This is a genomic window from Microbacterium sp. P03, from assembly GCF_043556235.1.
Classification (GTDB): domain Bacteria; phylum Actinomycetota; class Actinomycetes; order Actinomycetales; family Microbacteriaceae; genus Microbacterium.
Genome location: NZ_JBIGIM010000001.1, coordinates 413,675 through 440,670, shown reverse-complemented (window position 1 = coordinate 440,670; position 26,996 = coordinate 413,675). Strand labels below are relative to the sequence as shown.

At 69.2% G+C, this 26,996-nt stretch carries 24 protein-coding genes; 7 read left to right on the top strand and 17 right to left on the bottom strand.

Going from position 1 to position 26,996, the window contains the following annotated elements; genetic code table 11:
• Positions 1-3: 3 nt before the first annotated feature.
• On the bottom strand, positions 4-1,005 hold the full coding sequence (locus tag ACFXOO_RS02080; RefSeq protein ID WP_394562660.1) for an L-idonate 5-dehydrogenase: 1,002 nt from the start codon (positions 1,003-1,005) through the stop codon (positions 4-6).
• Positions 1,002-2,507 carry a mannitol dehydrogenase family protein gene (locus tag ACFXOO_RS02075; protein ID WP_394562659.1) on the bottom strand — a complete coding sequence of 502 codons (1,506 nt, stop codon included), beginning with the start codon at positions 2,505-2,507 and terminating at the stop codon, positions 1,002-1,004. Before ACFXOO_RS02075 ends, ACFXOO_RS02080 begins: the two co-directional genes overlap by 4 nt.
• A gap of 150 nt (positions 2,508-2,657) precedes the next feature.
• On the opposite strand from ACFXOO_RS02075, the gene ACFXOO_RS02070 reads away from it, so the two are divergent.
• Positions 2,658-3,437 (top strand): IclR family transcriptional regulator, encoded by a 780-nt coding sequence (locus ACFXOO_RS02070; protein ID WP_378837364.1) that lies wholly within the window; start codon positions 2,658-2,660, stop codon positions 3,435-3,437.
• Between the two features lie 77 nt (positions 3,438-3,514).
• Here the strand turns inward: ACFXOO_RS02070 and ACFXOO_RS02065 are convergent, their stop codons facing one another.
• The 5 genes from ACFXOO_RS02065 to gabT form a co-directional block, all read right to left on the bottom strand.
• Positions 3,515-4,882: an NAD-dependent succinate-semialdehyde dehydrogenase gene (locus ACFXOO_RS02065; protein ID WP_394562658.1), complete on the bottom strand. Its 1,368-nt coding sequence runs from the start codon at positions 4,880-4,882 to the stop codon at positions 3,515-3,517.
• 43 nt (positions 4,883-4,925) lie between these two features.
• Positions 4,926-6,494 carry an APC family permease gene (locus tag ACFXOO_RS02060; protein ID WP_394562657.1) on the bottom strand — a complete coding sequence of 523 codons (1,569 nt, stop codon included), beginning with the start codon at positions 6,492-6,494 and terminating at the stop codon, positions 4,926-4,928.
• The gene (locus ACFXOO_RS02055) at positions 6,491-7,381 is read right to left on the bottom strand and encodes a universal stress protein (protein WP_378837357.1); all 891 of its coding nucleotides are present in this window, start codon (positions 7,379-7,381) and stop codon (positions 6,491-6,493) included. Before ACFXOO_RS02055 ends, ACFXOO_RS02060 begins: the two co-directional genes overlap by 4 nt.
• Positions 7,378-8,745 (bottom strand): flavin monoamine oxidase family protein, encoded by a 1,368-nt coding sequence (locus ACFXOO_RS02050; RefSeq protein WP_378837354.1) that lies wholly within the window; start codon positions 8,743-8,745, stop codon positions 7,378-7,380. Before ACFXOO_RS02050 ends, ACFXOO_RS02055 begins: the two co-directional genes overlap by 4 nt.
• Positions 8,746-8,806: 61 nt before the next feature.
• On the bottom strand, positions 8,807-10,165 hold the full coding sequence (gabT, locus tag ACFXOO_RS02045) for a 4-aminobutyrate--2-oxoglutarate transaminase (protein ID WP_394562656.1): 1,359 nt from the start codon (positions 10,163-10,165) through the stop codon (positions 8,807-8,809).
• Between the two features lie 93 nt (positions 10,166-10,258).
• On the opposite strand from gabT, the gene ACFXOO_RS02040 reads away from it, so the two are divergent.
• Entirely contained in the window at positions 10,259-11,776 is a 1,518-nt protein-coding gene (locus tag ACFXOO_RS02040) for a PucR family transcriptional regulator (RefSeq protein ID WP_394562655.1), read from the top strand.
• A gap of 40 nt (positions 11,777-11,816) precedes the next feature.
• Here the strand turns inward: ACFXOO_RS02040 and ACFXOO_RS02035 are convergent, their stop codons facing one another.
• Positions 11,817-13,295 (bottom strand): helix-turn-helix domain-containing protein, encoded by a 1,479-nt coding sequence (locus ACFXOO_RS02035; protein ID WP_378851933.1) that lies wholly within the window; start codon positions 13,293-13,295, stop codon positions 11,817-11,819.
• A 140-nt stretch (positions 13,296-13,435) separates the two neighbouring features.
• On the opposite strand from ACFXOO_RS02035, the gene aceA reads away from it, so the two are divergent.
• From aceA to ACFXOO_RS02015, 4 genes are all read left to right on the top strand, one after another.
• Complete coding sequence (gene aceA / locus ACFXOO_RS02030; RefSeq protein ID WP_378837345.1) at positions 13,436-14,752, top strand: isocitrate lyase; 1,317 nt, start codon at positions 13,436-13,438, stop codon at positions 14,750-14,752.
• 37 nt (positions 14,753-14,789) lie between these two features.
• Positions 14,790-16,466 (top strand): malate synthase A, encoded by a 1,677-nt coding sequence (aceB, locus tag ACFXOO_RS02025; protein ID WP_394562654.1) that lies wholly within the window; start codon positions 14,790-14,792, stop codon positions 16,464-16,466.
• 149 nt (positions 16,467-16,615) lie between these two features.
• Positions 16,616-18,097 (top strand): dihydrolipoyl dehydrogenase family protein, encoded by a 1,482-nt coding sequence (locus ACFXOO_RS02020; protein WP_378837341.1) that lies wholly within the window; start codon positions 16,616-16,618, stop codon positions 18,095-18,097.
• 29 nt (positions 18,098-18,126) lie between these two features.
• Positions 18,127-19,350 (top strand): pyridoxal phosphate-dependent aminotransferase, encoded by a 1,224-nt coding sequence (locus ACFXOO_RS02015; RefSeq protein ID WP_378851941.1) that lies wholly within the window; start codon positions 18,127-18,129, stop codon positions 19,348-19,350.
• 61 nt (positions 19,351-19,411) lie between these two features.
• On the opposite strand, the gene ACFXOO_RS02010 is transcribed toward ACFXOO_RS02015, so the two are convergent.
• From ACFXOO_RS02010 to ACFXOO_RS01970, 9 genes are all read right to left on the bottom strand, one after another.
• Positions 19,412-20,548 carry a UDP-N-acetylmuramate dehydrogenase gene (locus ACFXOO_RS02010; RefSeq protein ID WP_394562653.1) on the bottom strand — a complete coding sequence of 379 codons (1,137 nt, stop codon included), beginning with the start codon at positions 20,546-20,548 and terminating at the stop codon, positions 19,412-19,414.
• Between the two features lie 11 nt (positions 20,549-20,559).
• The gene (locus tag ACFXOO_RS02005) at positions 20,560-20,964 is read right to left on the bottom strand and encodes a MaoC/PaaZ C-terminal domain-containing protein (protein WP_378837334.1); all 405 of its coding nucleotides are present in this window, start codon (positions 20,962-20,964) and stop codon (positions 20,560-20,562) included.
• Positions 20,961-21,410 (bottom strand): MaoC family dehydratase N-terminal domain-containing protein, encoded by a 450-nt coding sequence (locus ACFXOO_RS02000; RefSeq protein WP_394562652.1) that lies wholly within the window; start codon positions 21,408-21,410, stop codon positions 20,961-20,963. The genes ACFXOO_RS02005 and ACFXOO_RS02000 overlap by 4 nt, the downstream gene beginning before the upstream one ends.
• 44 nt (positions 21,411-21,454) lie before the next feature.
• Positions 21,455-22,273 carry a sulfite exporter TauE/SafE family protein gene (locus ACFXOO_RS01995; RefSeq protein WP_378837328.1) on the bottom strand — a complete coding sequence of 273 codons (819 nt, stop codon included), beginning with the start codon at positions 22,271-22,273 and terminating at the stop codon, positions 21,455-21,457.
• A 28-nt stretch (positions 22,274-22,301) separates the two neighbouring features.
• Complete coding sequence (locus ACFXOO_RS01990; protein WP_394562651.1) at positions 22,302-23,111, bottom strand: DUF2510 domain-containing protein; 810 nt, start codon at positions 23,109-23,111, stop codon at positions 22,302-22,304.
• 82 nt (positions 23,112-23,193) lie between these two features.
• Positions 23,194-23,997, bottom strand: a complete 804-nt coding sequence (locus ACFXOO_RS01985) for a DUF1206 domain-containing protein (protein ID WP_394562650.1) — start codon at positions 23,995-23,997, stop codon at positions 23,194-23,196.
• Between the two features lie 31 nt (positions 23,998-24,028).
• Complete coding sequence (locus tag ACFXOO_RS01980; protein ID WP_394562649.1) at positions 24,029-24,775, bottom strand: phosphatase PAP2 family protein; 747 nt, start codon at positions 24,773-24,775, stop codon at positions 24,029-24,031.
• Positions 24,776-24,883: 108 nt separating this feature from the next.
• Positions 24,884-25,219 (bottom strand): hypothetical protein, encoded by a 336-nt coding sequence (locus ACFXOO_RS01975; protein WP_394562648.1) that lies wholly within the window; start codon positions 25,217-25,219, stop codon positions 24,884-24,886.
• 104 nt (positions 25,220-25,323) lie between these two features.
• On the bottom strand, positions 25,324-26,025 hold the full coding sequence (locus ACFXOO_RS01970; RefSeq protein WP_394562647.1) for a TetR/AcrR family transcriptional regulator C-terminal domain-containing protein: 702 nt from the start codon (positions 26,023-26,025) through the stop codon (positions 25,324-25,326).
• A 146-nt stretch (positions 26,026-26,171) separates the two neighbouring features.
• On the opposite strand from ACFXOO_RS01970, the gene ACFXOO_RS01965 reads away from it, so the two are divergent.
• Positions 26,172-26,951 (top strand): hypothetical protein, encoded by a 780-nt coding sequence (locus tag ACFXOO_RS01965; protein WP_378851951.1) that lies wholly within the window; start codon positions 26,172-26,174, stop codon positions 26,949-26,951.
• Positions 26,952-26,996: the final 45 nt, after the last annotated feature.

The following is a 26,996-nucleotide window of genomic DNA, read 5'->3' as shown; positions in this document are numbered from 1 at the left end:
GTGTCAGAAGCTGAGGAGGACCTTCGCGGAGGCGGAGGAATCGCGGGCGAGGGTGAAAGCCCGAACGGCGTCGGCCGCAGGGATCACGTGCGAGATGACCGCGTCGAGGGCGTCGGATTCGGCGAGCATGGCGATGGCGTCGTCGATCTCCGTGGAGAAGCGGAAGGCGCCGCGGAGGGTCAGTTCCTTCGCCAGCACGGGCGCGAGGTTCACGGCCAGATCCGCGTTCGGGAGCATGCCGACCTGGACGACGGTGCCGGCGCGCCGTGCGGCTCGCACGGCCTGAGTCAGCGACACCGGCACCCCCGAGCATTCGAAGATGACGTCATAGGACTCGTCGGCGACGGCATCGCGCCCGACGAGGACGAGCTCCGTCGCGCCCAGACCCTGTGCACGTCGGAGCGGCTCCTCACGCACGTCGCTCGCCGCGACCGTCGCCGCGCCGGTTCGCATCGCGGCGGCGACGACCAGCAGGCCGATGGGCCCTGCCCCGATGACGAGGACGCGCTTGCCGCGGACATCCGTCAATCCGACAGCGTGGAGCGCAACCGCGAGGGGCTCCGCGAGCGCCGCGCGCTCGAGGGGGAGGCTGTCGGGCAGCAGCCGGACCATGCCGTCCTCGACGAGGAGGTACTCCGCCGCCCCACCTTGGCGATGCGGGTCGGCCGCGGCGCTCCCCAGGTAGTCGCCCCCGGGGCGAAGATGGGGACGGTCCTCCAGCCCTTCGACCGCGGCACCGTAGCGGGCCGGATGCACCGTGACCCGCGTGCCGGCGGCCAGCCGCCCCGACGGATCGAGGTCCACGACGGCCGAGAGCTCATGCCCCGGCGTCAACGGCTCGCGGATCGTGTACTCGCCGTTCGCTCCGTGGAAGTAGTAGTGCAGGTCGGAACCACAGATCCCGACGTGCGTCACACGCAGCCGCACCTCGCCGCTCGACGGTTCCGGTACCGCTGTGTCTTCCCAGCGGATGTCTTCCTTCGCGTGTATCGCAAGCGTCTTCATCGGACTTCCTCTCGGACGGTCGAACCGGATGTGCTCGACCGCAGCGCATCGGACGCCGCGGCGCGGACGCCGTGACGGACGATGACGTCGACGAGTTCGGCGACGCGATCGACGAACGCGGCGTGCGCGGTCAGAGAGTCCGGCAGGAAGCCGGCGTTCAGAACAGCGATGGCGTGGGCGCGGGGCCCTCGTGCTCCCCGGGTCGCCTCGACCATCCGATGGCGGGCGGCGTCCTGCATCTCGTCGGCGATGGGCCCGGGCGTGAACCCCGCGGGCGGCGCGATGGCGCAGATCCACGCGGCGGTCGTGAGCGCGAGCTGATGGGGTACGCGGCCTGACCTCAGCGCATGTTCCGCCGGTGCGGGGATCCGCTGGAGGAGTTTCGTCGATCCGTCCGAGCCGACGCGCGCGGTGCGATCGCCGAGCGCGGAGTTCGCCCAGCGGTGAGTGAGCGACTCCACGTAGGCGTCCACATCGAGACCCTGCGGCAGCGCGATGCTGGGCAGATAGTCCGTGCGGATGCCCGCCAGGACGGCGTCACGGATGAACGGCTGTCTCCAGGCATCCGGGATCGTCGTTTGGCCATCCAGTCCACCGAGGTAGGCGATCAGTGAATGAGACCCATTGAGGAGCCGGAGCTTCACGACCTCGTAGCGTTCGACCTCGTCGCTCATGATCGCGCCGGCACGGTCCCATGCCGGGCGTCCTCCGGCGAATTCGTCTTCGAGGACCCACATCGAGAAGTCCTCGGCGCGGACGGGACACGCATCGATCACACCCAGGAGGGCGGCGACCTCGTCCGTCGTCGCCGGGGTGGTGGCAGGCACGATCCGGTCGACCATGGCGTTGGGGAACGCGACGCGGCTCTCGACGTAGGAGAGGACGTCCGCATCTGCACCGCTGGCCTCGAGGAATTCGGTGACGACGGCGCGGGTCGCGTGCCCGGCCGACTGGAGGTTGTCGCACGACAGGACCGTGAAGGGCTCCCCGTGTTCGGCGCGCCGGGCGAGACCGAGTGCCATGAGCCCCACCGCCGAGACAGGATGCTGCGGATCGGCGAGGTCGGCGGTGATCGCGGGCTCGTCGAGATCGAGACGTCCGGTTCGTGACGAGCGCGAGTAACCGGTCTCGGAGATCGTCAGCGTCAGGATGCGGTGCTGGGGTCGCACGAGTGCCGCGATGAATGCGGACCGATCGTCGGCCAGCACTGCAGCGCTCCGATGCACGTCCACGACACCTGCCTGCGCGCCGTGCTCCGACAGTTGCAGGATCGAGTACCGGTGATCCTGGGCCGTGAGCGGGTCGACGACCCGCCGCGAGGCGTTCGCGAAGCCCGCGATCCCCCAGCCTCCGAACTCGGCGGCCAGTGCCTGAGCGGTGTAGACCGCCGCGTGCGCACGATGGAAGTTGCCGAGACCGAGGTGGACGATTCCCGTTTCGAGGGGAGCCGACGCACCGATGAGGGCTGCCGGAGGCGTGGTCTCCCGGGTGAGTGGTCGCATCGTTGCGCTCCGATTCGAAGGTTTCGTGGCCGGCGTTCCGTATTACGAACCGGCTGTCTTGTAATACGGACCAGGGTAGCAGAGGGTGGAGAAGCTGTAAAGGCGAGTGGGGCACTCCCCCGCCGTACACTGAAATCGATCGGAGGGTTCATGGACGAGACACGTGGCGCCGCGTCACCCGTGGGCAGCGTCGACAAAGCCCTGACCTTGATCGAGGTGCTGGCGGACGCCGGGCCGGACGGTGCGGCTCTGCGCGACCTCGTCGCGGCGACCGGCTTGAACAAGGCGTCCGTCCATCGCCTGCTGCAGGCGCTCATGCACCGCGGGTTCGCCGAACAGGACGTCGCCCAGCGGTACCGCCTCGGCAACCGACCGGCCCTGCTGGTCGATCGCTTCCTCAGCGAGGAGAACCTTCCCGCGTTGTTCCGCCCGATCCTCCTGAGCGTCTCGCATCGGGTGCAGGAACTCGTCCACCTCGGCACACTCGAAACGCCGAACGTGCTCTATCTCGACAAGGTCGAACCCGATCGCACGATCCGTGTGTGGTCCCGCATCGGTCGGCAGTCTCCTGCTCTGACGACGGCCCTCGGTCGGGCCATGATCGCCGCGGAGGGGACGCCGGACGATTCGCTGAACGTGTATGAAGCCGCCGCCGACCCTGCCGTGGGTCGACGCTTCCGGCTCGCCGTCGAAGCCGCCCGCGAGAACGGATACGCGATGGAGCAGGAGGAGAACGAGCCGGGCATCAGCTGTGTCGCTGTCGCCCTCGTGCGACCTGCGGGACGCCCGGTCGCCGTGAGCATCACCGGCCCGACATCGCGGATGTCACCCGATCGTCTCGCCGAGCTCGGGGCGCTCCTACGCGACGAACTGACCGCGGGCGCCCCGCACGGCCTGACCGTCGCACGGCACCGCACCGCCCTCGTGTGACGGCCCGGAGGCCACCCTTCTCCTCGCTCCGTTCCCCCGACGGCCGGCGTCAGCCACCGGCCGGCGAGAGCGCTTCGTCACGGACCGACGCGGACGAGCTTCTTGTTGACGAACTCGTCGGCGGCCAGCAGACCCATCTCGCGACCCGTGCCGCTGCGCTTGACTCCACCGAACGGCAGCTCGGGCGAGTCGGCCAGCACCAGATTGACGTAGACCATCCCGGCGTCGATCTTGTCGGCGACGCGCTCGGCCTGCGCCTCGTCGGTCGTGAACACATACGAACCGAGACCGAACGGGGTGTCGTTGGCCACGGCCACCGCCTCGTCCTCGTCCGCCACGCGGTAGACCACACCGACCGGGCCGAAGAACTCCTCGCGGTAGGCGTCCATCTCGGGGGTGACGTCGGTGAGAACGGTCCCGGGGTAGTACGCGCCGTCGCGGGTTCCGCCGGTGGCGAGCGTCGCGCCCTGCGCGACCGCCCTGTCCACCTGGTCGGCCAGCCGTTCCGCGGCGACGAGGGAGGAGAGCGGGCCCAGCACGGTGTCCTCCGCCAGGGGGTCCCCCACCTTGGCTCCCGACATGGCCTCGACGAACTTCTCGAGGAAGGGCTCGTAGAGCGCGTCGGCGACGATGAAGCGCTTCGCGGCGTTGCACGACTGTCCGGTGTTGTCCAGGCGCGCTTCGACGGCCGCGGCCACCGCACCATCGAGGTCGTCGGTGGAGAGGAGGATGAAGGGGTCCGAACCGCCCAGCTCCAGCACGACCTTCTTGAGGTTGCGACCGGCGATCTCGGCGACCGCGGCACCGGCGCGCTCGGATCCCGTCACGGACACGCCGTGCACGCGGGGGTCGGCGATGACCTCGGCGGCCTGATCGTTCGTGATGTAGAGGTTCGTGTACGCGCCCTCGGGGAAACCCGCGTCCCGGTAGATCTTCTCGATCGCAGCGGAGGACTCGGGGCACTGCGGGGCGTGCTTGAGCAGGATGGGGTTGCCGATCAGCAGGTTCGGTGCCGCGAAGCGGGCGACCTGGTAGTACGGGAAGTTCCACGGCATGATGCCCAGCAGCGTCCCCAGGGCCGAGCGACGGATGACCGCGGTGCCCTCACCCAGGATGTCGATGGGCTGATCCGACATGATCCTCTCGGCGTTGTCGGCGTAGAACTCCGTGATGTCGGCGGCGAAGTCGACTTCGCCGAGCGCGGCGGCCAGCGGCTTCCCCATCTCGCGGACGATCGTCTCGGCCAGTTCGTCACGGCGTTCGCGATGCAGTTCGGCCGCGCGTCGGATGAGAGCGGCGCGCTCGGTGACGCTCGACGACCGAGCCCAGCCTCGAGCCGCAGCATCCGCCGTCGCCAGCGCTTCCTCGAGCTGCTCGGCCGTCGCCGTGGGATAGGTGGCCAGGGTCTCGCCCGTCGCCGGGTTGATGACCGCGTAGTCGGACATGTGCCGAACCTTTCGTTTTGTGCTGTCTCGGTGGTGGGGGTGGTCAGCGTCGGCGTGCGCGGCTCGAACGGCGCAGGCTCTCGGGAGCATCGACGGACAGCGTCTGGCCGCGGAAGAACGCGGGGCGCTTCATCGACTGCCAGATCATGATGCCGATGCCGACAACGATGATCGTGACGCCGAGGATGAACACCAGTCCCACGCCGCCGATCTCGGATCCGCTGCCGTACTCGGGGTTCATGCTGTCGATGAGCGTGGTGACGAACAGCACGCCCAGGATGACACCCCCGACGAGCGGGAACAGGAACGTGAAGAACACGTTGCGCACGGAATCGAACCACTGGTGGCGGAAGTACCACACGCAGGCGAAGGCGGTGAGGCCGTAGTAGAAGCAGATCATGATGCCGAGCGTGAGGATCGTGTCCGACAGGACATTGGTGCTCACGACGCGCATGATCGCGTAGAAGCCCGCCGCGACGACGGCGGAGACGATCGTGGCGAAGCCGGGGGTGAAGTACTTCGGGCTCACCTTGGCGAACCGCTCGGGGAGCGCGCCATAGTGCCCCATGGCGAGCAGGGTGCGCGCCGGCCCCACGAAGGTCGACTGCAGCGACGATGCTGAACTGGTGAGCACCGCGAGCGAGACGAGCGCGGCCAGGGGGCCGAGGATCGGACCGGCGAGAGCGAAGAACGCGTTGTCCTGGATGTCGGGGTTGCCCAGGCCGTACTCGCCGTCTCCGATTCCCGCGAACATGATCATCGAGACGGCCAGCAGCAGGTAGAGCGCGACGATCGTGATGACGGTGATGGTCGCGGCGCGGCCGGGCGTCTTCTCGGGGTCCTTCGTCTCCTCGTTCATCGTGAGGGTGACGTCCCATCCCCAGAAGATGAAGATCGAGAGGGAGAGCCCCGCGGCGAAGGCGCTGAAGGACGACACCTCGAACGGGTTGAACCACGACCAGTCGAAGGGTGTCGCGTCGAAGGCGTTGCCGTTGTTCACCTGCACGATGGCGACGATGGCGAACAGCAGGAGCACGACCACCTGGAAGCTGACCAGGAAGTACTGCAGCTTCTGCGTCGTCTGCATGTCGCGGTACGAGACCACGGTGGCGCCGAGCACGAACAGCAGACAAACGGCGATGTTGATCCAGATCACCGACGCGAGATCGGCGATGCCGGCGTTGCCGGTGAGCTGCGAGACCAGGAGGAAGAGGAAGTCGACGGCGATGCCGGCGAGGTTGGACAGCACGATCACGGTCGCCGCGATCAGGCCCCACCCGGCCATCCACCCGATCCACGGACCGAAGGCACGGGCAGCCCATGTGAAGGAGGTGCCGGAGTCCGGCATCCGGTTGTTGAGCTCCCGATAGCCGAAGGCGACGAGCAGCATCGGGATGAAGCCGACGAGGATGATCGCGGGCACCTGTACGCCCACGGCCCCCACGGTGGGTCCGATCGCGGCGGTGAACGTATACGCCGGGGCGATGCAGGAGATGCCGATGACGACCGCGCCGATGAGGCCGACGGTGCCCGCGGACAGGCCCTTGCTGCTGATGCCCCCGGTCTCTGCGGTGGTGGTCGTCGCTGTGGCGTCAGCGTCGGGTGCGCTCATCGCACGGCTCCTTCGTCGGTGGTGCGCGTGCGGGGGACGACGATCATCGGGACGGGCAGTTCGTGCAGCATCTTCGCCGCCGTCGAGCCGAGGAACAGGCGTCGAGGCTGGGCGAGACGGCTCGAGCCGACGACGGCGATCTCGCCCGGCTCCCAGCTCAGATGGGCGACGGCATCCTCGATGCTGTCGCCGCGGGCGACGACCGCCTCGGCGTCGAGGCCGTGGGGCAGCTCGGCGCGTGCCTGGGTGACGACCGCGTCGGCGTGGGCCTCACCGGCGATGCGGATCACTCCGGTGTCGACAGTCGCCGGCAGATCGACCGTGACGAGCGAGAGCAGGCGCAGTTCGGCCGATGCCGCGGTCGCGAGCGAGATCGCCTCACTGAGCAGCGCGTCGGCCCCGGGGCGGGTTCCCACGGCCGCCGTGATGCGGGTGACTCCGGACGAAGGATCGATCCGTCGCGTGCCTTCCGGCGCGAGCACGACGGGCACGTCGGAAGAGTGCAGCAGTTCCGTCGCGACCGTTCCGAGACGGTGCCGTCCGCGCAGCCCACCGTTGGCTGCTCCGATGACGATGTGCGTCGCGTCGTGCTCGTCGGCGATCACGAGCAGGCCCTCGGCGAACGAGTCCGCGTAGCGGACATGCTCCTCGTGCCGGACCGACTCCGGAAGCGAGGCCGCGGCCTCTTCGAGCCAGGTGCCCGCCTGGGCACGCAGGTAGCGGTCGTAACTCGCGTCGGGTGGCGTGATCACGCTGCGCTCGTCGCCCGGGAGGACGACGACGATGTCGAGCGAGGCACCGGATGCCGCGGCGAGGCGCGCACCGAGCGCCACGGCATCCGCCCCCGTGTCCGTCGCGGTGTAGCCCACGACGATGCGGTGACTCACGCGCGATCCTCGGCCAGGATGTTCGCCGCCGCCAGACGGCCCATCCGGATCGCACCGTCGACGTGCTGGTAGCCGGCACCCGCCAGATCACTGCACGCGAACTGGATCGGTCCGACCGGCGTGCGGAGGTCGTTTCCATAGCGCGACAGCCCGCCGAGGTCGAAGCTCGCGGCGTAGGCCCCACGAGTCCACTCCTCGGTGCCCCAGTCGCTCTCGTAGTAGACGATCGGGTCGAGCGCCTCGGGACCGTAGTAGTGCGAGAGCGACTCGAGGATGCGCTGCTTTCGCTCGTCGGGTGAGAGGAGGAAGACGTCGTCGGCGTGCTGGTCGGAGACGAAGCCCACCAGGGTGCCGTGCGGGTCGTCGTGGTTGGTGTTGTCGTAGGCCTCGTGCGACAGCTCGTACGGGCTGAACGCGGTGCCGGACAGGCCCTTGTCGCGCCAGAAGGGTGTCTCGTACACCGCATGCACCTTGATCACGAAGCCCATGGACAGGTGCTGATGCAGCTGATGCTGCCGGCGCGGCAGGGGCGGGACGAACGAGATGCGGTTGTACAGCACGGGCGCGACGGCGAGGATCGCATAGCGGGCGCGCACCGTGATGCCGTCGGCGATCGCGGTGACTCCCCCTCCGGCGGCGTCGCCGTACTCGAGGGTGCGCACCGGCTGGCCGAGGAACACGTCCTCTCCGAGTCGCTCGGCCAGCAGCAGCGGAACCTGCTGGAGACCGCCGACGACGCGCTTGTCGAGGATGAAGTCGGCGTCGACGAGATTGCTGAAGCTGCCGGCGCTCGCCGACATCAGCAGCGCCTGCAGGGTGGAGAACGCGTGCGGGGGTTTGGTGAGCATGGCGCCGGCGATGAACAGCGCGAGGTTGTCGACGGCCTCCTTGTCGTCGGTCTGGTCGTACAGCCATCGCTCGAACGAGATCTTGTCGAGCGCCTCGGCGTCGGGGTGCTCCCACGGGCGGTCGGGGTCCATCTGCGCGACCATCGCATCGAGCTTCTCGATGAGGTCGACCATGACCTTCTCCGTGGCCGGCGGCACCGGGAAGATCTCGCCGGTGAAGCGCGTCAGCTCGCCCTGCGCATTGATGTAGACGCTGTCGCCTTCGCGGTAGCGGGAGTACGTCTCCAGCCCCAGGTCGGCGACCGTCTCGATGAGTGCCTCCTGGTCGGGCGAGACCCACTGCCCGCCGAGCTCGAGCATCGCGCCGTCGATCTCATCGGTCCAGAGTCGCCCGCCGACGCGGTCGCGGGCCTCGAGAACCGCGACGGAGAGCCCGGCCTTCTTCAACTCGTTCGCCGCGGTGAGGCCGGCGGCACCCGCTCCGATGATGACGACGTCTCGGGTGATCTCGGTCATGCTGACTTCCTTGTCTTTCGGGTGCAGGAGGGAGTGCGGACCGGTGCGGCCGGGCGCAGGGTCATCGAGAGGCGAGCACGGATGCCACGATATCGAGTCCCTCGTGCAGCAGCGCATCGGAGATGGACAGCGGCGGCAGGAACCGGATCACGTTGCCGTACGTGCCGCACGTCAGGACGATCACACCCTCGGCGATGCATGCCTTCGCGATCGCGCCGGTGAGCGCGGCATCCGGTTCGTTCGTCTCCGGATCGACGAACTCGGCGGCGATCATCGCCCCCCGGCCGCGGATGTCGCCGATGCGCGGGTCGGACGACTGCAGCGCGCGGAGGCGATCGAGGAGCAGTGTCTCGAGCTCGGCGGCGCGCTCGATCAGACCATCGTTCTCGAAGGCGTCGATCGCGGCGACGGCCGCGGCGCAGGCGATCGGGTTTCCGCCGTACGTGCCGCCGAGGCCACCGCCGTGGGTGGCGTCCATCATCTCGGCGCGACCGGTGACCGCGGCGAGCGGCAGACCGCCGGCGATGCCCTTCGCGGTGGTGATGAGGTCGGGCACGATGCCGAAGTGCTCACTCGCGAACATCGCCCCGGTGCGGGCGAAGCCCGACTGCACCTCGTCGGCGATGAACACGACGTCGTTGGCGCGGCACCACTCGACGATGGCCGGCAGGAACCCTTCGGCGGGGACGATGAAGCCGCCCTCCCCCTGGATGGGCTCGATGATGACGGCGGCCAGATTGTCGGCGCCCACCTGCTTCTCGATGAGCGAGATCGCCTTCTTCGCGGCATCCGCCCCCGACAGCCCGTCGCGGAACGGATACGACATCGGCGCGCGGTAGACCTCGCTCGCGAAGGGACCGAACCCGCTCTTGTAGGGCATGGACTTCGCGGTGAGCGCCATCGTCAGGTTGGTGCGGCCGTGATAGGCGTGGTCGAACGCGACGACGGCCTGCTTGCCGGTGTACTTGCGGGCGATCTTGACCGCGTTCTCGACGGCCTCGGCCCCTGAGTTGAACAGCGCGCTCTTCTTGGCGTGGTCGCCCGGGGTGACGCGGTTGAGGGCTTCGGCGACGTCGACGTACGACTCGTACGGAGAGATCATGAAGCACGTGTGCGTGAACTGCGCGACCTGCGCCTGCACGGCCGCCACGACCGCGGGGTGGGCGTTGCCGAGCGAGGTCACGGCGATCCCCGACCCGAGGTCGATGAGCGAGTTGCCGTCGGCGTCGACGATGACACCGCCGCCCGCCGCGACGGCGTGGATCGGCACCGTGTGGCCGACGCCCGCCGCGACGGCGGCCGCCTTGCGGTCCAGGAGTTCCTGGGAACGCGGACCGGGGATGCTGGTGACCAGACGCCGTTCCTGGGGAAGGCCGGGTCCGCCGAGCGGAGTGGTCGCAGGTGCGTCGGTGAGGGTCATGCGGCGAGCGTAGGGCGGCGCGCGCGGGCCCCACACTGTGCGCGGTGTACATTCTGGACGAACCCCGTGTACGTGAAGGACAGGAGCAAGCACATGGCGGCAACCACCGAGACCCCGACTCTGCGTGCGCTGCTGCACCGCGCCGACCTGCAGCTGCGTCTCGAGGGGACGGAGCAAGAGCTCGACGAGGGCGCGCTCGATCTGCCGGTGCGATGGGTGCACAGCTCGGACCTCACCGACCCCACGCCGTTCCTGTCGGAGGGCCTCGCGCTGCTGACGACCGGCACCCAGTTCGACTCGGAGGACGCGTACGGTCCGTACGTCGCCCGCCTTCGCGCGCGGGGGGTGCGCGGGCTCGGGTTCGGGACCGAGGTAGCGCGCGACGGCATCCCGGCCGGGCTCGCCGCCGCGTGCCGTGCGCAGCGGATCCCCCTCTTCGAGGTGCCGTACCGCACCCCGTTCATCGCGGTAGCCCGCGCGAACGCCGAGGCGACGGCCGCGCAGGCGTACGCGCGCCGCAGCTGGTCGCTCGCCGCCCAGCGGGCACTGTCTCTCGCGGCGCTCCGCAGTGACGGTCTCGGCGCGACGCTCGCCGAGCTGGCCCGTCAGCTCGGGTGCTGGGTGGGGCTCTACGACGGGGCCGGCACCCTCACCCGCGAGCACCCGACGACACTTCCCGACGCGGTGCGGAACGAGCTCGCGCAGGAGGTGGGCATCGTGCTGCGGCGCGGCGCGCGCGCCGGGTCGTCACTCCGCGTCGTCGACACCCCGTTCCAGCTGCAGACACTCGGCCGCGGCGGCCACCTGCGGGGTGTGCTCGCCGTCGGCGCCGGCGACCTCGACCAGGATGCGCGCGGCGTCCTGGTCGCTGTGGTCGCGATGGTGGAGCTCGCCTTCGCTCAGGGCGAGCGGCTCGAGAACGGCCGATCCCGCCTGCGCACGGCCATCCTCGAGGCGCTCGTCGCCGGCGACTCGGCACTCGCCGGGCGGCTCTCGCGGGCCGTCTGGGGGCCTCTCCCCGCGGAACCGTTCGTGCTGGGCTTCGCCCGGCCCGACACCGACGCGATCGACGAGCATCTCGAGCAGCAGGCCGCCGACGGTCGCATCTTCTACGCGCGCGGCGACGAGGGAATCGTCATGATCGTGCCGGAGGCCGACACCGCGTCGCTGTCGGCGGTGGCGATGCGGTTCTCGATGCGCGTCGGCGCCTCGGCGCCCGCCGGGTACGACGACACCTCGAAAGCGCTGTCACAGGCTCGCGAAGCCCTGGCGTTCGGTCTGCGGTCGTCGCGCGACGGCGTCACCGGCTTCGCCGACGTGGCGGCATCCGGAGTATTGACGAGCCTGCGCTCCGATGCCGCGCGCCTGCGTGCCGACGCCGTCCTGGAGCCGCTCGACGCCTACGACACGGCGCACTCCACGCCGTTGCGGGAGACACTGCGGGTGTGGCTCGAGCAGGACGCGCGCTTCGATGCGGCGGCCACCGCCCTCGGTGTGCACCGCCACACGGTGCGCGCGCGGATCGCCCAGGTCTCGCGGCTGCTCGACGTCGACCTCGCGGGGTTCCCGGCGCGCGCGGAGGTGTGGGCGGCGCTTCAGCTCGCGGACTGATCGGTTCCCTGCGGGCACATCCGTCGCGGGGCGCGGCCGCTCAGCTCGGCGCGTGGGCCTCGAGGAATTCGTACACGTCGGTGGTGTCGACGCCGGGGAATGATCCGGTCGGCAGCGTGGCGAGCAGCGTCCGCGGAGTGCGCACCCCCGGCCAGGCGTTGTCGCGCCATGCACCCTCGAGTTCCGCGGGCGCCCGACGACAGCACACTTCGACGGAGTGCTTCGAGACACCCCGATTAGCCGTGTCGCGGCCGATGAACCACTTCGTGTCATCGAAACGCACCCCCACGCTCACCGAGTGCGCCCCTTCACTGGATGCCTCGACGCGAGCCGTGCACCAGTACGTGCCGTTGCCGGTGTCGGTGTACTGGTAGTAGGGGTTGAACTTGTCGGGCACGTCGAACACGACGCGGCTGGTCCACCTCCGGCAGCACAGCTGGCCCTCACTGGACCCGAGGCGATCGGTGGGGAAGTTCACGTCGTCGTTCTCATAGGACTTCGTGATGGTGCCCGACTCGTGCACCTTGAGGAAATGCACGGGGATGTCCAGGTGACGTGTCGCGAGGTTGCAGAACCGGTGCGCAGCGGTCTCGTACGAGACCGAGTACGCGTCGCGGAGGTCCTCGATGGAGATCGCCCGGCGTGACTTCGCTTCCTGGAGGGCCGCCACGGCGTGCTCCTCGGGGATGAGCAATGCCCCCGTGAGGTAGTTGGTCTCGACGCGCTGACGCAGGAACTCCGCGTAGCTGGAGGGTTCGACGTGCCCGAGCACGCGGCTCGACAGGGCCTGCAGCACCGCCGTGCGCGGGTCGCCCTTCGCGGTCAGCGTGCGGGACAGATAGAGACGGCCGTTCTTCAGATCGGCGACGCTGCGCGTGGTCTGCGGCAGGTCGGGCACGTAGTGCAGCGAGAAGCCGAGATGCGCCGCGATGTCGGATGCCGTGCGCTGGGTGAGCGGACCGCCCGGATGATCGACCCGCGCCAGAAGGTCGCGGGCGTGCTGCTCGAGGTCGGGGAAATAGTTGTTCTGCGTGCGCATGAGGCGCCGCAGGGCGACGTTCGCTCGGCGCGCCTCCTCCGGGGTGGCCGCCCTTTCGTCGCGCAGGCGGTCGATCTCGGACTGCAGCGCGAGCATCGCCTTGAGCGCGTCCGTCGGCACCGTCTTGCCGATCCGGAAGGGAGCGATCCCGAGCGCCTGGAAAGTCTGCCCGCGCATGGCGCGCTCCAAACCGATCTCGAGCGTCGCGCGCTCATCGAGCGGTTCCGATTCCCACAGCGCTTCCAGTCCGGTTCCGAGTGCGCGGGCGATCGCGCGAAGGAGCGACAGCTTCGCCTCCCGGCGCCCGTTCTCGATCATCGAGAGCTGACTGGGCACCCGATCGACGGCCGTCGCGAGATCTTCGAGGGTCATGCCGCGCTCCGTGCGCAATTGCCGGATGCGGCGGCCGATCAAGAGGGGATCCACCTCTTCATCGTCCACGGCGTGATGTGCGAGGTCCACGGGCGGTGTCGGGCTCATCGTCGGATTCTGTCACAGAATCAGAATTCTCTCGATTATTCACACTTGATTTCGTCGTACTCTCCGCGCTCTTTCACTCACAGTGGAATCACGACCACCCGCCGCGGGTTTCGGCCCCGGCATTCGATTGAGGAGACGACATGACGATCCACGCCACCCCCGGCCGGCCGCCCCTCCGCGCGGGCGATCAGACGCAGACCGCCACGGAGATCCGGGAGGTCTGGAACACCGATCCCCGATGGGACGGCATCGAGCGGACGTACTCCGCCGAAGACGTCGTGCGCCTGCGCGGATCGGTCCGCGAGGAATCGACGCTGGCCCGACGCGGCGCCGAGAATCTCTGGAACCTGCTGCACACGGAGGAGTACGTCCGTGCCCTGGGCGCCTACACCGGCGGCCAGGCCGTTCAGCAGGTGCGCGCAGGACTGAAGGCGATCTACCTGAGCGGGTGGCAGGTGGCCGCGGACGGCAACCTCGCCGGCCAGACCTACCCGGACCAGAGCCTGTACCCGGCCAACTCGGTCCCCGCGGTCGTTCGGCGGATCAACAATGCGCTGATCCGTCAGGACCAGATCGAGTACGCCGAGGGCGAGCTCACCCAGGACTGGATCGCGCCGATCGTGGCGGACGCCGAAGCCGGCTTCGGCGGGCCGCTGAACGCCTACGAACTGGCGCAGTCCCTGATCCAGGCGGGCGCCGCGGGCATCCACTGGGAGGATCAGCTGGCGTCGGAGAAGAAGTGCGGCCATCTCGGCGGAAAGGTGCTGGTGCCGACCCAGCAGCACATCCGCACGCTCAACGCCTCGCGCCTCGCCGCCGATGTCGCCGGTGTGCCGACCGTGATCATCGCCCGCACCGACGCACTGGCCGCCGGCCTGCTCACCACCGACGTCGACGAGCGCGACCAGGAGTTCCTGACGGGAGACCGCACCCCGGAGGGCTTCTACCGGGTGCGCCCGGGCCTGGAATCGGTCATCAGTCGCGGCCTCGCCTTCGCGCCGTACGCCGACCTGCTCTGGGTCGAGACGGGCGAGCCCGACATCGAGCTGGCCCGCGCGTTCGCGACCGCGATCCACGCGAAGTTCCCCGGCAAGCTGCTCGCCTACAACTGCTCGCCGTCGTTCAACTGGAAGCGTCACCTCGACGATGCGCAGATCGCCTCGTTCCAGCAGGACCTCGCCGATCTGGGTTACAAGTTCCAGTTCATCACGCTCGCGGGATTCCATGCCGTGAACCACTCCATGTTCGATCTCGCCAAGGGGTACGCCGAACGCGCCATGAGCGCCTACGTCGACCTGCAGGAACGGGAGTTCGCCGCCGAGGCGGACGGCTACACCGCCACCAAGCACCAGCGCGAAGCCGGCACCGGTTACTTCGACGCCGTCTCGAGCGCCCTCAACCCCGAGAGCGCGACGCTCGCCCTCGCGGGCTCCACAGAGTCCGCGCAATTCCACTGAGACACAGGACCCGCCCCTTCCCACAGAAAGTCAGGCCATGACCCCCACCGCTACGGGCCTCGCGCCCACCACCTCCGCCACCCCGACCCCGACCCCGACCCCCGCGATCGAGATCCGAGGACGGCTGGGCGAGCGCTACGACGAGATCCTCACCCCCGAGGCGCTCGCCTTCCTCGCGGAACTGCACCAGCGCTTCGGCCGCCGCCGCCACGACCGCCTTGCCGATCGCCTCCGTCGCCGATTCGAGATCGGAAACGGGCACGACCCGCGCTTCCGCGACGACACGGCGCACATCCGCGAAGACACGCAGTGGCGCGTCGCCGGGGCCGGCCCCGGCCTGGAGGATCGGCGCGTCGAGATCACGGGTCCGACCGACCCCAAGATGACCATCAACGCGCTCAACTCGGGCGCGAAGGTGTGGCTCGCCGACCAGGAGGACGCCACGAGCCCCACCTGGAAGAACGTGATCGAGGGGCAGCTGTCGCTGCGGGACGCGATCCGCGGCGAGCTGTCGTACACCGGGCCCGCGACCGAGACGGGTCCGGGCAGACGGTACGAGGTCACCGCCGAGCGCACACCCACCATCGTGATGAGACCGCGCGGCTGGCACCTCCCCGAGCAGCACATGCAGTTCACGGACCACGCCGGTCGGACGATGTCGGCGTCGGGCTCGCTGGTCGACTTCGGGCTCTACTTCTTCCACAACGCGCAGCGCCTGATCGACGACGGTGCGGGACCGTACTTCTACCTCGCCAAGCTCGAATCCAGCGAAGAAGCCAAACTGTGGGATGACGTCTTCACCTTCAGCGAGGACTACGCGGGGATCCCGCACGGCACGGTGCGGGCGACGGTGCTGATCGAGACCCTGCCCGCGGCGTTCGAGATGGAGGAGATCCTCTACGAGCTGCGCGATCACTGCTCGGGGCTGAATGCCGGCCGGTGGGACTACATCTTCTCGATGATCAAGAACTACCGCGGCCGCGGTGCGAGGTTCGTGCTGCCCGACCGCAGCCAGGTCACGATGACGGTGCCGTTCATGCGGGCCTACACCGAACTGCTCGTCAAGACCTGCCACCGGCGCGGGGCCTTCGCGATCGGCGGAATGAGCGCGTTCATCCCGAACCGCCGCGACCCCGACGTGACCAGGCAGGCGTTCGAGAAGGTGGCCGCCGACAAGAAGCGCGAGGCGGGCGACGGCTTCGACGGCACCTGGGTCGCGCACCCCGATCTGATCCCGACGGCGCTGGCCGAGTTCGACGCGGTGCTCGGCGACCGCCCGAACCAGATCGGTCGTCGGCGTGACGACGTGACGGTCACCGCAGCCCAGCTGCTCGATGTGCACATCGGCCGCCCCGTGACCGAAGAAGGGGTCCACGGCAACGTGTCGGTCGCGATCCGCTACATCGAAGCGTGGCTGCGCGGACTCGGGGCGGTCGCCCTCGACAATCTGATGGAGGATGCCGCGACCGCGGAGATCAGCCGGTCGCAGGTGTGGCAGTGGATCCATCAGGATCAGGTCACCGAGGCCGGCACCCGCATCACCCGGGAGTATGTCCAGTCGCTCGTCGAGACGGTTCTCGGCGAAGTGACACGCACGCCGGGCGATCGGTTCGACGATGCCGCGGAGATCTTCGCTGAGGTGGCGTTGCGGGACGACTTCCCGGCCTTCCTCACCACGAGCGCCTACAGCCGATTCCTCGTCGAGATCGACTGAGGCACGCGTCGATCGGACGACGCGGATGCCGCGGGCAGCCCGTGCCCGCGGCATCCGCCGTTGCATCCTTCCGGCCCCCGAAGGCGCTCCTGGTGCGACACTGGAGGCGCCGTGGGGGTCCGCCCGGCGGCATTGACGAAGGTGCGCCCATGACCTCCCCCGCTGCTGCCGCCCCCTCCGACGCGCCGGATGCGGCGATCGACGTCGACCGGTTCGACATCGCGGTCATCGGTGCAGGGCCTGCCGGTACCGCGGCCGCACTGCGCGCCGCCGAGCTCGGCGCGCGCGTCGTCGTGCTGGAGGCCTCCGACCGCCTCGGAGGCACGTGCGTCAACACGGGATGCGTCCCCACCCGCGTGCTCGCCAAGACCGCACGGCTCATGCGCGATGTGCGGGCGGCCGCGGCGTACGGCATCACGACCGGCCCGGCATCTCTGGACTGGCCCACGACCGTCGCACGGGTTCGCGAGCGGGTCGACCGCGTGCGCGAGGTGAAGAACGAAGGTCCGCGACTCGAGGAGGCCGGCGTCGTCGTCGTGCACGAGGGGCGAGCGCGATTCGTCGACCCGCACACCCTGCGGCTCGATTCTGGTCGGCTGATCTCTGCGACGAGCATCCTCGTCTGCGTCGGCGGCCACTCGCGTCGCCTGCCCATCCCCGGAGCCGAGCTCGCCACCGTGCCCGAGCATGTGCTCGATCTCGCCGAGCGACCCGCCCGCCTCGCGGTGATCGGCGCGGGCAACACGGGCGTGCAGCTCGCGACGGTGTTCGACTCGTTCGGCTCGGAGGTCGTGCTGCTCGATCTCGCTCCGCGCATCCTGATGCCGTCCGACGCAGACGTCGCCGCCGCGGTGACAACGTCGTTCCGCCGTCAGGGCATCGAGGTCGACACGGGAATCGACGGCGTCTCCGCGCTGGCCCGACGGGACGACGGGGCGATCGCACTCACCTGGACGCAGGGCGGCCAGGAGCGCACCGAACCGTTCGATGCGGTCGTGATGGCAACGGGCTGGCCCGCCGACGTCGGGGACCTCGGGCTCGAGAACGCGGGTGTCGAGGTGACCCGCTCGAGCATCCCCGTCGATCAGTACTTCCGTTCGTCCGTTCCGCACATCTTCGCGGTGGGTGATGCCAACGGCCGCGACATGCTCGTGCAGGCCGCACAGTTCGAGGGCGAGGCGGCGGCCGAGAACGCCGTCCTCGACGCCAACCGCCGCACCCCGCACCACCTGCTGCCGGCGGGTGGCTTCACCGACCCCGACTACGCCGGTGTGGGCCTCACCGAGGAGCAGGCGCGCGACCGCGATCCGCGCTGCATCGTGGCCACGGTGCGCTACGCCGACCTGGAGCGCGCCGTGATCGACGATCGTGCGGTCGGCTTCCTCAAGCTGATCTCCGACAACCGGCGCGAGCTGATCCTCGGCGCCCACGCGGTGGGCGAGAACGCCGTCGAGGTCATCCAGTCGGTCACCACGGCGATGGCCGCCGGCATCGACGTCGCGACCCTCGCGGGCGTGCGCTTCGCCTACCCGACCTACAGTGCGATCATCGGCGGTGCGGCGCGCGCCCTCCTGCGGTCGCCGCACGGCGCACGCGCCGAGACCGCCTCGATCGACGACTCCACCGGGTGAACGCTTCGACGCCCCGGTACGCTCGGACCGTGACCGAAAACGCGCCGTCCACCCGCACACCCCTCCTTCTTTCGCGCAAGCTCAGCGCCATCGCCGAGTCCGCGACGCTCAAGGTCGACGCGAAGGCCAAGGCGCTGCAGGCCGCCGGTCGTCCGGTCATCAGCTACGCGGCGGGCGAGCCCGATTTCGCCACACCGCAGTTCATCGTGGATGCTGCGGCCGAGGCGCTTCACAACCCCGCCAACTACCGCTACACCCCCGCGGTGGGGCTGCCGGTGCTGCGCGAGGCGATCGCCGCGAAGACCCTCCGCGACTCCGGTCTGGAGGTCGACCCGTCGCAGGTCATCGTGACGAACGGCGGCAAGCAGGCCGTCTATCAGGCGTTCCAGGCGGTGGTGAACCCCGGCGACGAGGTGCTGCTCCCCGCTCCGTACTGGACGACCTACCCCGAGGCGATCGCGCTCGCCGACGGAGTGCCGGTGGAGGTCTTCGCCGGCGCCGACCAGAACTACCTCGTCACCGTCGAGCAGCTCGAAGCCGCACGCACGGAACGCACGACCGTCCTGGTGTTCGTGTCGCCGTCCAACCCGACCGGTTCGGTCTATTCGCCCGAGCAGACCGCGGCGATCGGGCAGTGGGCGCTCGAGCACGGCATCTGGGTCATCACAGACGAGATCTACCAGAACCTGGTCTACGACGGCGTGCGTGCTGTCTCCATCGTCGAGGCCGTCCCCGACCTGGCCGCGCAGACGATCCTCGTCAACGGTGTCGCCAAGACGTATGCGATGACGGGCTGGCGGGTGGGCTGGATGGTCGGGCCGAAGAACGCGATCAAGGTCGCCGCGAACCTGCAGTCCCACCTCTCGAGCAACGTCAACAACATCGCGCAGCGGGCGGCGCTCGCCGCTCTCACCGGTCCGCAGACCGAGGCCGAGGACTTCCGCGCCGCATTCGATCGGCGCCGGAAGCTCATCGTCGAGGAGCTCTCGAAGATCGAGGGCGTGAACGTCCCCACGCCGCTCGGCGCGTTCTACGTCTACCCGGACGTCTCGGGCCTCCTCGGTCGGGAGTGGGCGGGCGTCACGCCGACCACGTCGCTCGAGCTCGCCGACCTGATCCTCGAGAAGGCCGAAGTCGCGGCCGTGCCGGGCGAGGCGTTCGGTCCGAGCGGGTACCTGCGCTTCTCCTACGCCCTGGGCGACGACCAGCTGGTGGAGGGGATCCGCCGGCTGCAGGAGTTCTTCCAGAGCTGAGACGGGCGGGCGGAGCGACCCGGCTTCCGGCAGATGCCCGGCTGCCGGCGCGGGCTCAGGATCAGAGCTCGACGCCGACCAGGACGGGTTCGGGCTGGAGCAGCAGACCGAACTCGGACTGCACCCGCCATTGGATGAACCTCGCGAGCTCGGCGATCTCCTCGGCGGAGGCGCGACCCCGGTTCGTCAGGGCGAGGGCATGCTTGCCCGACACCGCCGCGCGGGAGCGGGGCAGATGGAAGCCTTTGCCGACGCCGGAGTTCTCGATGAGCCAGGCGGCGCTGACCTTGACCAGCGACGGCGCGTGCACCGGAGGCGGGACCACGCCGTTCCATCCCTCCAGCGGAATGACGGTGACCTGTTCGATCGCGGGCCACAGCGGCCAGCGCGGGCAAGCGTCGGGAAGCGTCCGCGCGATGGATTCCGACACGATCGCGTTCTGGAAGAACGAGCCCGCGCTCCACGTGTCGGGGTCGCCGTCGTCGAGCACCATGCCTTTGCGGGCGCGGGTGGCGAGCACGTGGTCCCGGATCCAGCCGAGAGAGACGGATGCCGCGGGCGCGAGGCCCAGCGCGGTGCGCAGCTGCTCGCCCCTGACCGGGCCTTCCGCCGAGCCCACGTCGGCGAGCTCGAGCGTGATCGACAGGATCACGGCGGAGCGGGTGGGCTCCGACCCGTAGTGCTGCTTCAGAACCGACGTGCGGAAGCCCAATGCGAGTTCTGCCGCCGGCACCGTGGAGACCTCCCCGGTGGACTCGTCGATCAGCTCGACCTCCACCAGGGTCTCGGCGATCTCCTGCCCGTAGGCGCCGATGTTCTGGATGGGGGCAGCGCCCGCCGTGCCCGGGATGCCCGACATGGCGGCGATGCCGGCGAGTCCCTCGGTGACGGCGTAGTCGACGAGCGCATCCCACGAGTGACCCGCCTGCACCCGCAGACGCGCGAAGCCGGCACGCGGCGAGGGAAGGCGTTCGATGCCCTCCGTGAGCACGCGCACGACGGTGCCGTCGAACGGATCGTCACCCGCGAAGAGGTTCGATCCGCCACCCACGACGAGCCACGGCTCGCCGTCCGCCCAGAGGTCGCGGAGCGCGTCGACGAGGTCGTCGGTCGTCTCGGCATCGACCATCCGGGCGGGCACGCCGCCGGTGCGCAGCGTGGTCAGCTGCGAGAGCGGAACGGGAGTGACGTCGGGCACGGGGAGCCGCGCTAGGACAGGCGGACGCGAACCTGCGCCTTGCCCAGCACCGTGGTCTCGGCGGACGTGACGGTCAGGTCGATGCGTGCGGTCTCGTCGTCGACCTGGCCCACCTTCGCGACGATGTGCAGGTCGGCACCCGTGACGGGGTCGACCACGACGGGGCGGGTGAAGCGCACGCCGTATTCGAGGAGGCGGCCGGAGTCTGCGAGCCATGGCACGAGCGTCTCGACCGACAACCCCATCGTGAGCATCCCGTGGGCGAGGACACCCGCGAGCCCGACCTCGGCGGCGACGTCGTCGCGGTAGTGGATCGGGTTGAAATCGCCCGAGGCCCCGGCGTATCGGACGAGCGATTCGCGAGTGAGATGCACGTCGCGCTCGGCGACCACCTCGCCGACCGTGAGCAGGCTCATGCGTCGCCCTCCCCCACCAGGAGCACCGATGTGGCGGTCACGACGTGGGCACCCGCGGCGTCTGTGATCTCGGCGTCGCTCGTGACCATCGCGTTGCCCCCGAGGGTGCGCAGCCCCGACACCGTCAGCGTGCCGGTGAGCTCGTCGCCGGCGACGATGGGCCGGCTGTAGCGGAAGCGCTGCTCGGCATGCAGGACGCGAGCCAGCACGATGCCGGAATCGGGCTCGGCGAGCAGCTGCTGGAGCGTGAGGTCCTGGATGACCATCGCGAACGTCGGCGGCGCGACGACGTCGGGGTAGCCGAGGGCCTGCGCGGCCTCGGGGTCGACGTGCTGGGGGTCTTCGGCGAAGACAGCGCGGGCGAACTCGCGGACCTTCTCGCGGCCGACCAGATAGGGAGCCGTCGGCGGGAAGACACGACCGACGAGCTGGGGATTCACGGGCACCCCATGATTCTACGGGCGCACCGGTGCTCGATGAGCGGCGGGCATCAAGCGCGTGCGGCCGAGCGCTGCGCCTTGATCGCCCGCAGAGCCATCTGCACCGAGATGAAGACGAGGAACGCGGCGAACAGCATGTTGCCCACGAACGGGTCGACGAGTGTCGCGATCCAGGCCCCCACCGCGGTCGTCGTGCACGCCGCTCCCCCGACGAGAGCCGCCGCGAGCAGGTCGACGTTGCCGCGGCGCAGATTGCCGATCGTCCCCGAGACGGCCGTGGGGATCATCATGAGCAACGACGTGCCTTTCGCGATGAGGTCGCTGACGCCGAACAGGAGGATGAGCGCAGGCACCACGACGATGCCGCCGCCGACACCGAGCAGACCCGCGAGGACACCCGTGATGAGGCCGAGCACGACGAGGCCGATGATCGACAGTGCAGTGAGCTCCAGGACGGACTCGCGGGATGGGATCACCAGGAAGAGGCTCACGATGACCACGACGAGGAACGCGACGAAACTCCAGCGCAAGGCGATGAGCGAGAGCTTGGGCAGCAGCCATGTGCCGATCTGCGCGCCGATCACCGCACCCGCGGCGAGGATGAGGGCGGGGATCCATGCCACGGAGCCGTGCACCGCGTAGGAGATGACCCCCACTGAGGCCGTCGGCACGATGGCCGCGAGTGAGGTCCCGGCGGCCAGTCGCTGGTCGAACCTGAGGACGAAGACGAGCAGCGGCACGATGACGGTGCCACCCCCCACTCCGAAGAGCCCCGACATGAGCCCTGCGAGCAGCCCCACGCCGATGCAGACCAGCACGAATCGCGTCGTCCGCGGCGGACGAGCGGATGCTTCTGCCGACGCGCTCATGACCTGACCACCATTCGTCCGGGCCGGCTCATTGGCTGTCGTCCGCACCGTCGATGACCCAGCCGCCGTCGCTCTGCACGAGCGTGTAGATGTAGGTCTCCGTGTACACCGTCGAGTCGTTCGTCGGCTCGCCGTTCTCGTCGAAGGGAGCGGTGTACGTCTCGGTGGTCGACACGAGAATCGTGTCGCTGCCGTCGACGTCCACGCCGTCGACGGTGATCTCATAGTCGTCGGTCTGCTCGGTGAAGGCTGCCGAGGCGCTCGTGAAGGCGTCGCAGTCGACGATGTCGACGGACTCGCGGAAGTCCGCCGTCGTGGCCGCGGTGTATTTGGCGCAGTCGGCGGTGTCCCACGCCTGGTCGTACTGCTGCACGACCGCGACGGCCGCACCCTCGGCATCCGTCCCCGTCGACGCGCCGCCCGCACTGCCCGAGAAGAAGTGGAGCAGGAGGGGGATGAGCACGATCCCCAGGAGGATGATGCCGATCACCACGACGCCGAGCACGACCCAGAGGATCCAGAGCTTGGACTTCTTCGGGTCGGTCGACCCGGTGAAGACGCCGCCCCCGGGAGCGCCGGCGAAGCCGGGGTACGCGCCGTAGGGGTAGCCGTTCGGATCCAGCGGGGCTGCTCCCGGTGCGCCGGGCGCCTGCTGCTGCAGCTCCCAGGGGACCTCCGCCGGATCCGGCGACACGGTCGGCTGTGCCTGTTCGATCGGAGCATGAGCGGATGCCGCGACGTCGGGCGCCGGCGTCTGCACGTGCTCGGTCCACTGTGCGCCGTCCCACCAGCGCTGGGCGCCGTGGCCGTCGTCGTACCAACCCGCCGGTGTCGTCATGACCGTCTGCCTCACGTCGGCTGTCCAGGCGACGATCGTCGCCTGGACAACCCTAGCGCCGGACCACCGACGCGCCTGTCGATCACATCCGGGCGTAGCGCGCGCGGGCGAAGCAGAAGATTCCGTAGAGGACGAGTCCGGCGCCCACGAGCCAGAGGATCGCCGCGCCGAACGGCAGGGCGGCGAGCGAGTCCAGCGCTGCATCGAGGCCGCCTGCCGCCTGCGGATCGTGCGTGACCGCTGCCACCACGAAGAGCACGCCCGTGACCGCGACGGCGACCCCCTTCGCGACATAGCCGACGATGCCGAACGCGACGATGCCCTTCTTCGTTGTTCCCCCGGGCAGCGCCAGGTGCTTCGTGAATGCGCGCGTGCAGCCGCGCACGATGAACGCGATGCCGATGCCCGCGACGATCAACCCCACGAGGCTGAGCGCGAACACGCCACCGGCGCTGGCTAGAAGCTGCGCGCTGAGCGTCTGAGACGACTGCGACGAGTCCGATCGGCCGCCGAGGGCGTAGACGATCGCGGTCACGGCGATCGCGATGTAGGCGACGGCGGTGCCCAGGAACTTCACCCGGTGCGCCCACTTCTTCTTCGCATCGGGATCGCGTTCGAGGAGGGCCTCGGCGATCTGCCAGATCGTGAGAGCGAACAGCCCGACGGCGATCACCCAGAGCAGAGCGACGCCCCACGGCGTCTGCTGGATGCGTGCCATCGCCCCGCCCTGATCCGCCTCGGTGCTTCCCGCGCTCGCCACGCTCGAGATCGCGATCAGCCCGATGACCACGTGCACGATACCGAGCACGACGTAGCCGGCACGCGCGAGCGTTTCGAGGGCGGTGGAGTTCTGAGCCGCCTGTGCGGCGTTCTTCGGGGAGGACACACGGGGATCGTACCCCGCCGTCGAGGGGCGATCAGCGCGCGGAGTACCGGTCGTCGTCGCGCGCTCCGCTGCGCGCGGCAGCCGCGGTCGGTTCGGCGGCGAGCGCCCGTACGGCTCGGCGGTCCCGCACCGCCTCCATCGCGCACCAGACGAGCGTGCCGACGGCGATCCCCTCGAGGAGCCCCGCTGTGACGTCGCTGAGCCAGTGGGCCTGCAGATACGTACGGCTCCACATCATGAACACGACCCACAACACCCCGATGACCCAGATGTACCAGCGGCGCAGGATCAGGCCCAGGATCACAGCGACCGTGGTCGCCACCGCCGTGTGACCGGACGGAAACGACGTCGCGACCTTCTCCGCCAGCGAATCCGCCGGGCGCACGCGCGCGATGACCGCCGCCAACGGTGCGCCGATCGCGACGACCACGACCATCGCGGCGGCGAGGGTCGCGGCATCCCACGGTCTTCTCCGCCAGAGGAACAGCCCGATGAGGATCAGGCCGATCACGATCATCCCCGCGGTGCCGCCGACGATACCGGGTACCCAGGCGACGACGACGCCCGCCTCGGTGAGGGTCGACAGCATGTTCTCGTGCCACCAGACGTCGACGACCAGGGGGTTGTGGCTCGCCAGCCCGACGACGATGCGAAGAACGACGAACCCGACCGCGGCCGCGACTCCGACGGTCAGCGCGATCGGTCGGCGCGCGTCGGGCACGGGCGTTCCGGTGTCGGACAGATCGACGGATGCCGGACCACCGGGCTGCGAATGCATCAGGCGATCGTCGCAGATACGGCGGGCCGGGAGAAGTCGGCGCGCGGGGCTGCCGCCGACGGAGGACCGGTCGCGTGACAGGCGTACGCCTCACGCCGGTGAGGAGCGTCAGTAATCGCGGAGCCCGTCAGCGTCATCGAAGTCGTTCGCGGACATCGCCGTGTCGCCGTGCGCCTGCAGGGCGTCTTCGCGAGCCAACAGGTCGGCGGTGACCGCCGCGTCCGCCACTTCGGGGTGGAGGTCTGTCAGGCCCACGGCATCCAGGTTGGCCATCCATCCCACGGCGAGCTGCACGTTGCTGATCTTGCCGTTGGACTCGCGGAACGGGATGTCCACCAGATCGATCTTCCGCTGGCGGGCGAGAGCCAGCGAGTAGCTCATCACCGCGTCGGCGAGGAGGTCCCCGGTCGCGTACGTTCCCACGCGCGTCGTCAGCGACTTCATGAACACCCCTCTCGATCGGCGCGTTGCCCTACGACAGGGATACCCGGTGAGGCGCGGGTATGTCTTGCGTCTTGACCTTCGTCGTCTTGTGTGAAGCGTGCTCGCTACTGCGACAGTTCGCGGTCCAGCCGGTCGAGCAGAACTTCGAGGGATACTTCGAACTCTTCTTGGCTCCGGTCCTCGCTGAGGAGCGACCGGAGGCGCCGCACCTGGGGCGCGCTGTCCAGCGAGATCGATCCGTCCTGCTGCGGGATGCTCGCGTCGCCTTCGTCGAGAGGCTCTTCGACCGGGCCGGTCTGCGCCCCGCGAACCGCGGACTCCAGAAGGAGTTGGCCGAGGAGGAAGCTGCTGAACGACCGATACGCATCCACCGCCTGCGCGTCCGTGAAACCCTGGCCGATGAGGGCCGACAGGAACGTGTCGACCACTTCCACGCTGCGCAGGGGAGGACGCAGCCACGGCGCCGCAGGATGCCTTGTCGCGACGAGCGGAAACGCGAGCGGGTGGTCGCTCGCTATCCGGCGAACCTCATGGGCGACGGTCTGCAGGAATGCCTGCCAGTGCTTGTCGGCCTCCTTCTCCAGAGCGGAGACCAGGCCGCTCATCAGGAGCGCCACCACGCCTTCGAGAAGGTCCTCCTTCCCGTGCACATAGCGATAGAGCGACATCGCCTCGACGTTCAGCCGCTGCGCAAGGGATCTCATCGAGAGGCCTTGCGCCCCCGACTCGTCGATCATCTCGAGCGCGCTGTCCACGATGAGGTCGCGACTGAGCTTCGTCGACGTCGATCGCGGGGACTCTCTCACCACAAGTGCACCTCCGTGTCAATCCTCCCCCCTCCGATCGACCCGGATGCGGAGGCTTACAGCGTAAGTCTTATGCTTACGGTGTAAGTCTGCGCGTCAAACCCGTCGACGTGCGGCATCCACCCCTGTGAAGAAAGACAGATCCCATGAATATCCCCCAAGTCCTGCAGGACGCGCTGGCCGTGGTCATCGCCTTCGTCCCGCTCGCACTGCTGTTCCTGCTGATCCTGATCGTCGGGCTGATCGTCGCGAAGCTCATCTCGAAGGGCCTGGAGAAGCTCCTCGAGAAGGTCGGCTTCGATCGCCTGGTCGAGCGCGGCGGCATCAAGAAGGCGCTCGCATCGTCGAAGCTCGACGCGTCCGACATCGTCGGGAAGATCGTGTACTACACGCTGGTTCTCTTCGTGCTGCAGTTCGCATTCGGTGTCTTCGGGTCGAATCCGGTCAGCGATCTGCTCGCCGGCATCATCGGCTTCCTGCCGAAGATCATCGTCGCCATCATCATCATCGTCATCGCCGCCGCGATCGCCGCCGGAGCGAAGGGACTCATCCAGAACACCCTGGGCGGGCTCTCTTACGGCAAGATCCTCGGCAACATCGTCGCCGTCTTCATCCTGTTCCTCGGCGTGACCGCGGCGCTGAACCAGATCGAGGTCGCGACGACGGTGACCACGCCGATCCTCATCGCGGTCCTCGCGATCATCGCCGGTGTCATCATCGTCGGCGCCGGCGGTGGACTCATCAAGCCGATGCAGCAGCGCTGGGAAGCCATGCTGACGAAGGCCGAGGAGGAGGCCCCCAAGATCCAGCAGGAGGTGCAGAAGGCGCCGAGTGTCGCCGAGCAGGCTCAGCAGGTGACGGCGCGGGCCCAGAGCGCGACCCGCAGCACTCAGCCGCCGCGTCCGACCCTGCCGCCCCGCGCCTAGGCCGCACCGCACACGCGGTCGTGCGGATCCGGGCTTCCCCTGGAT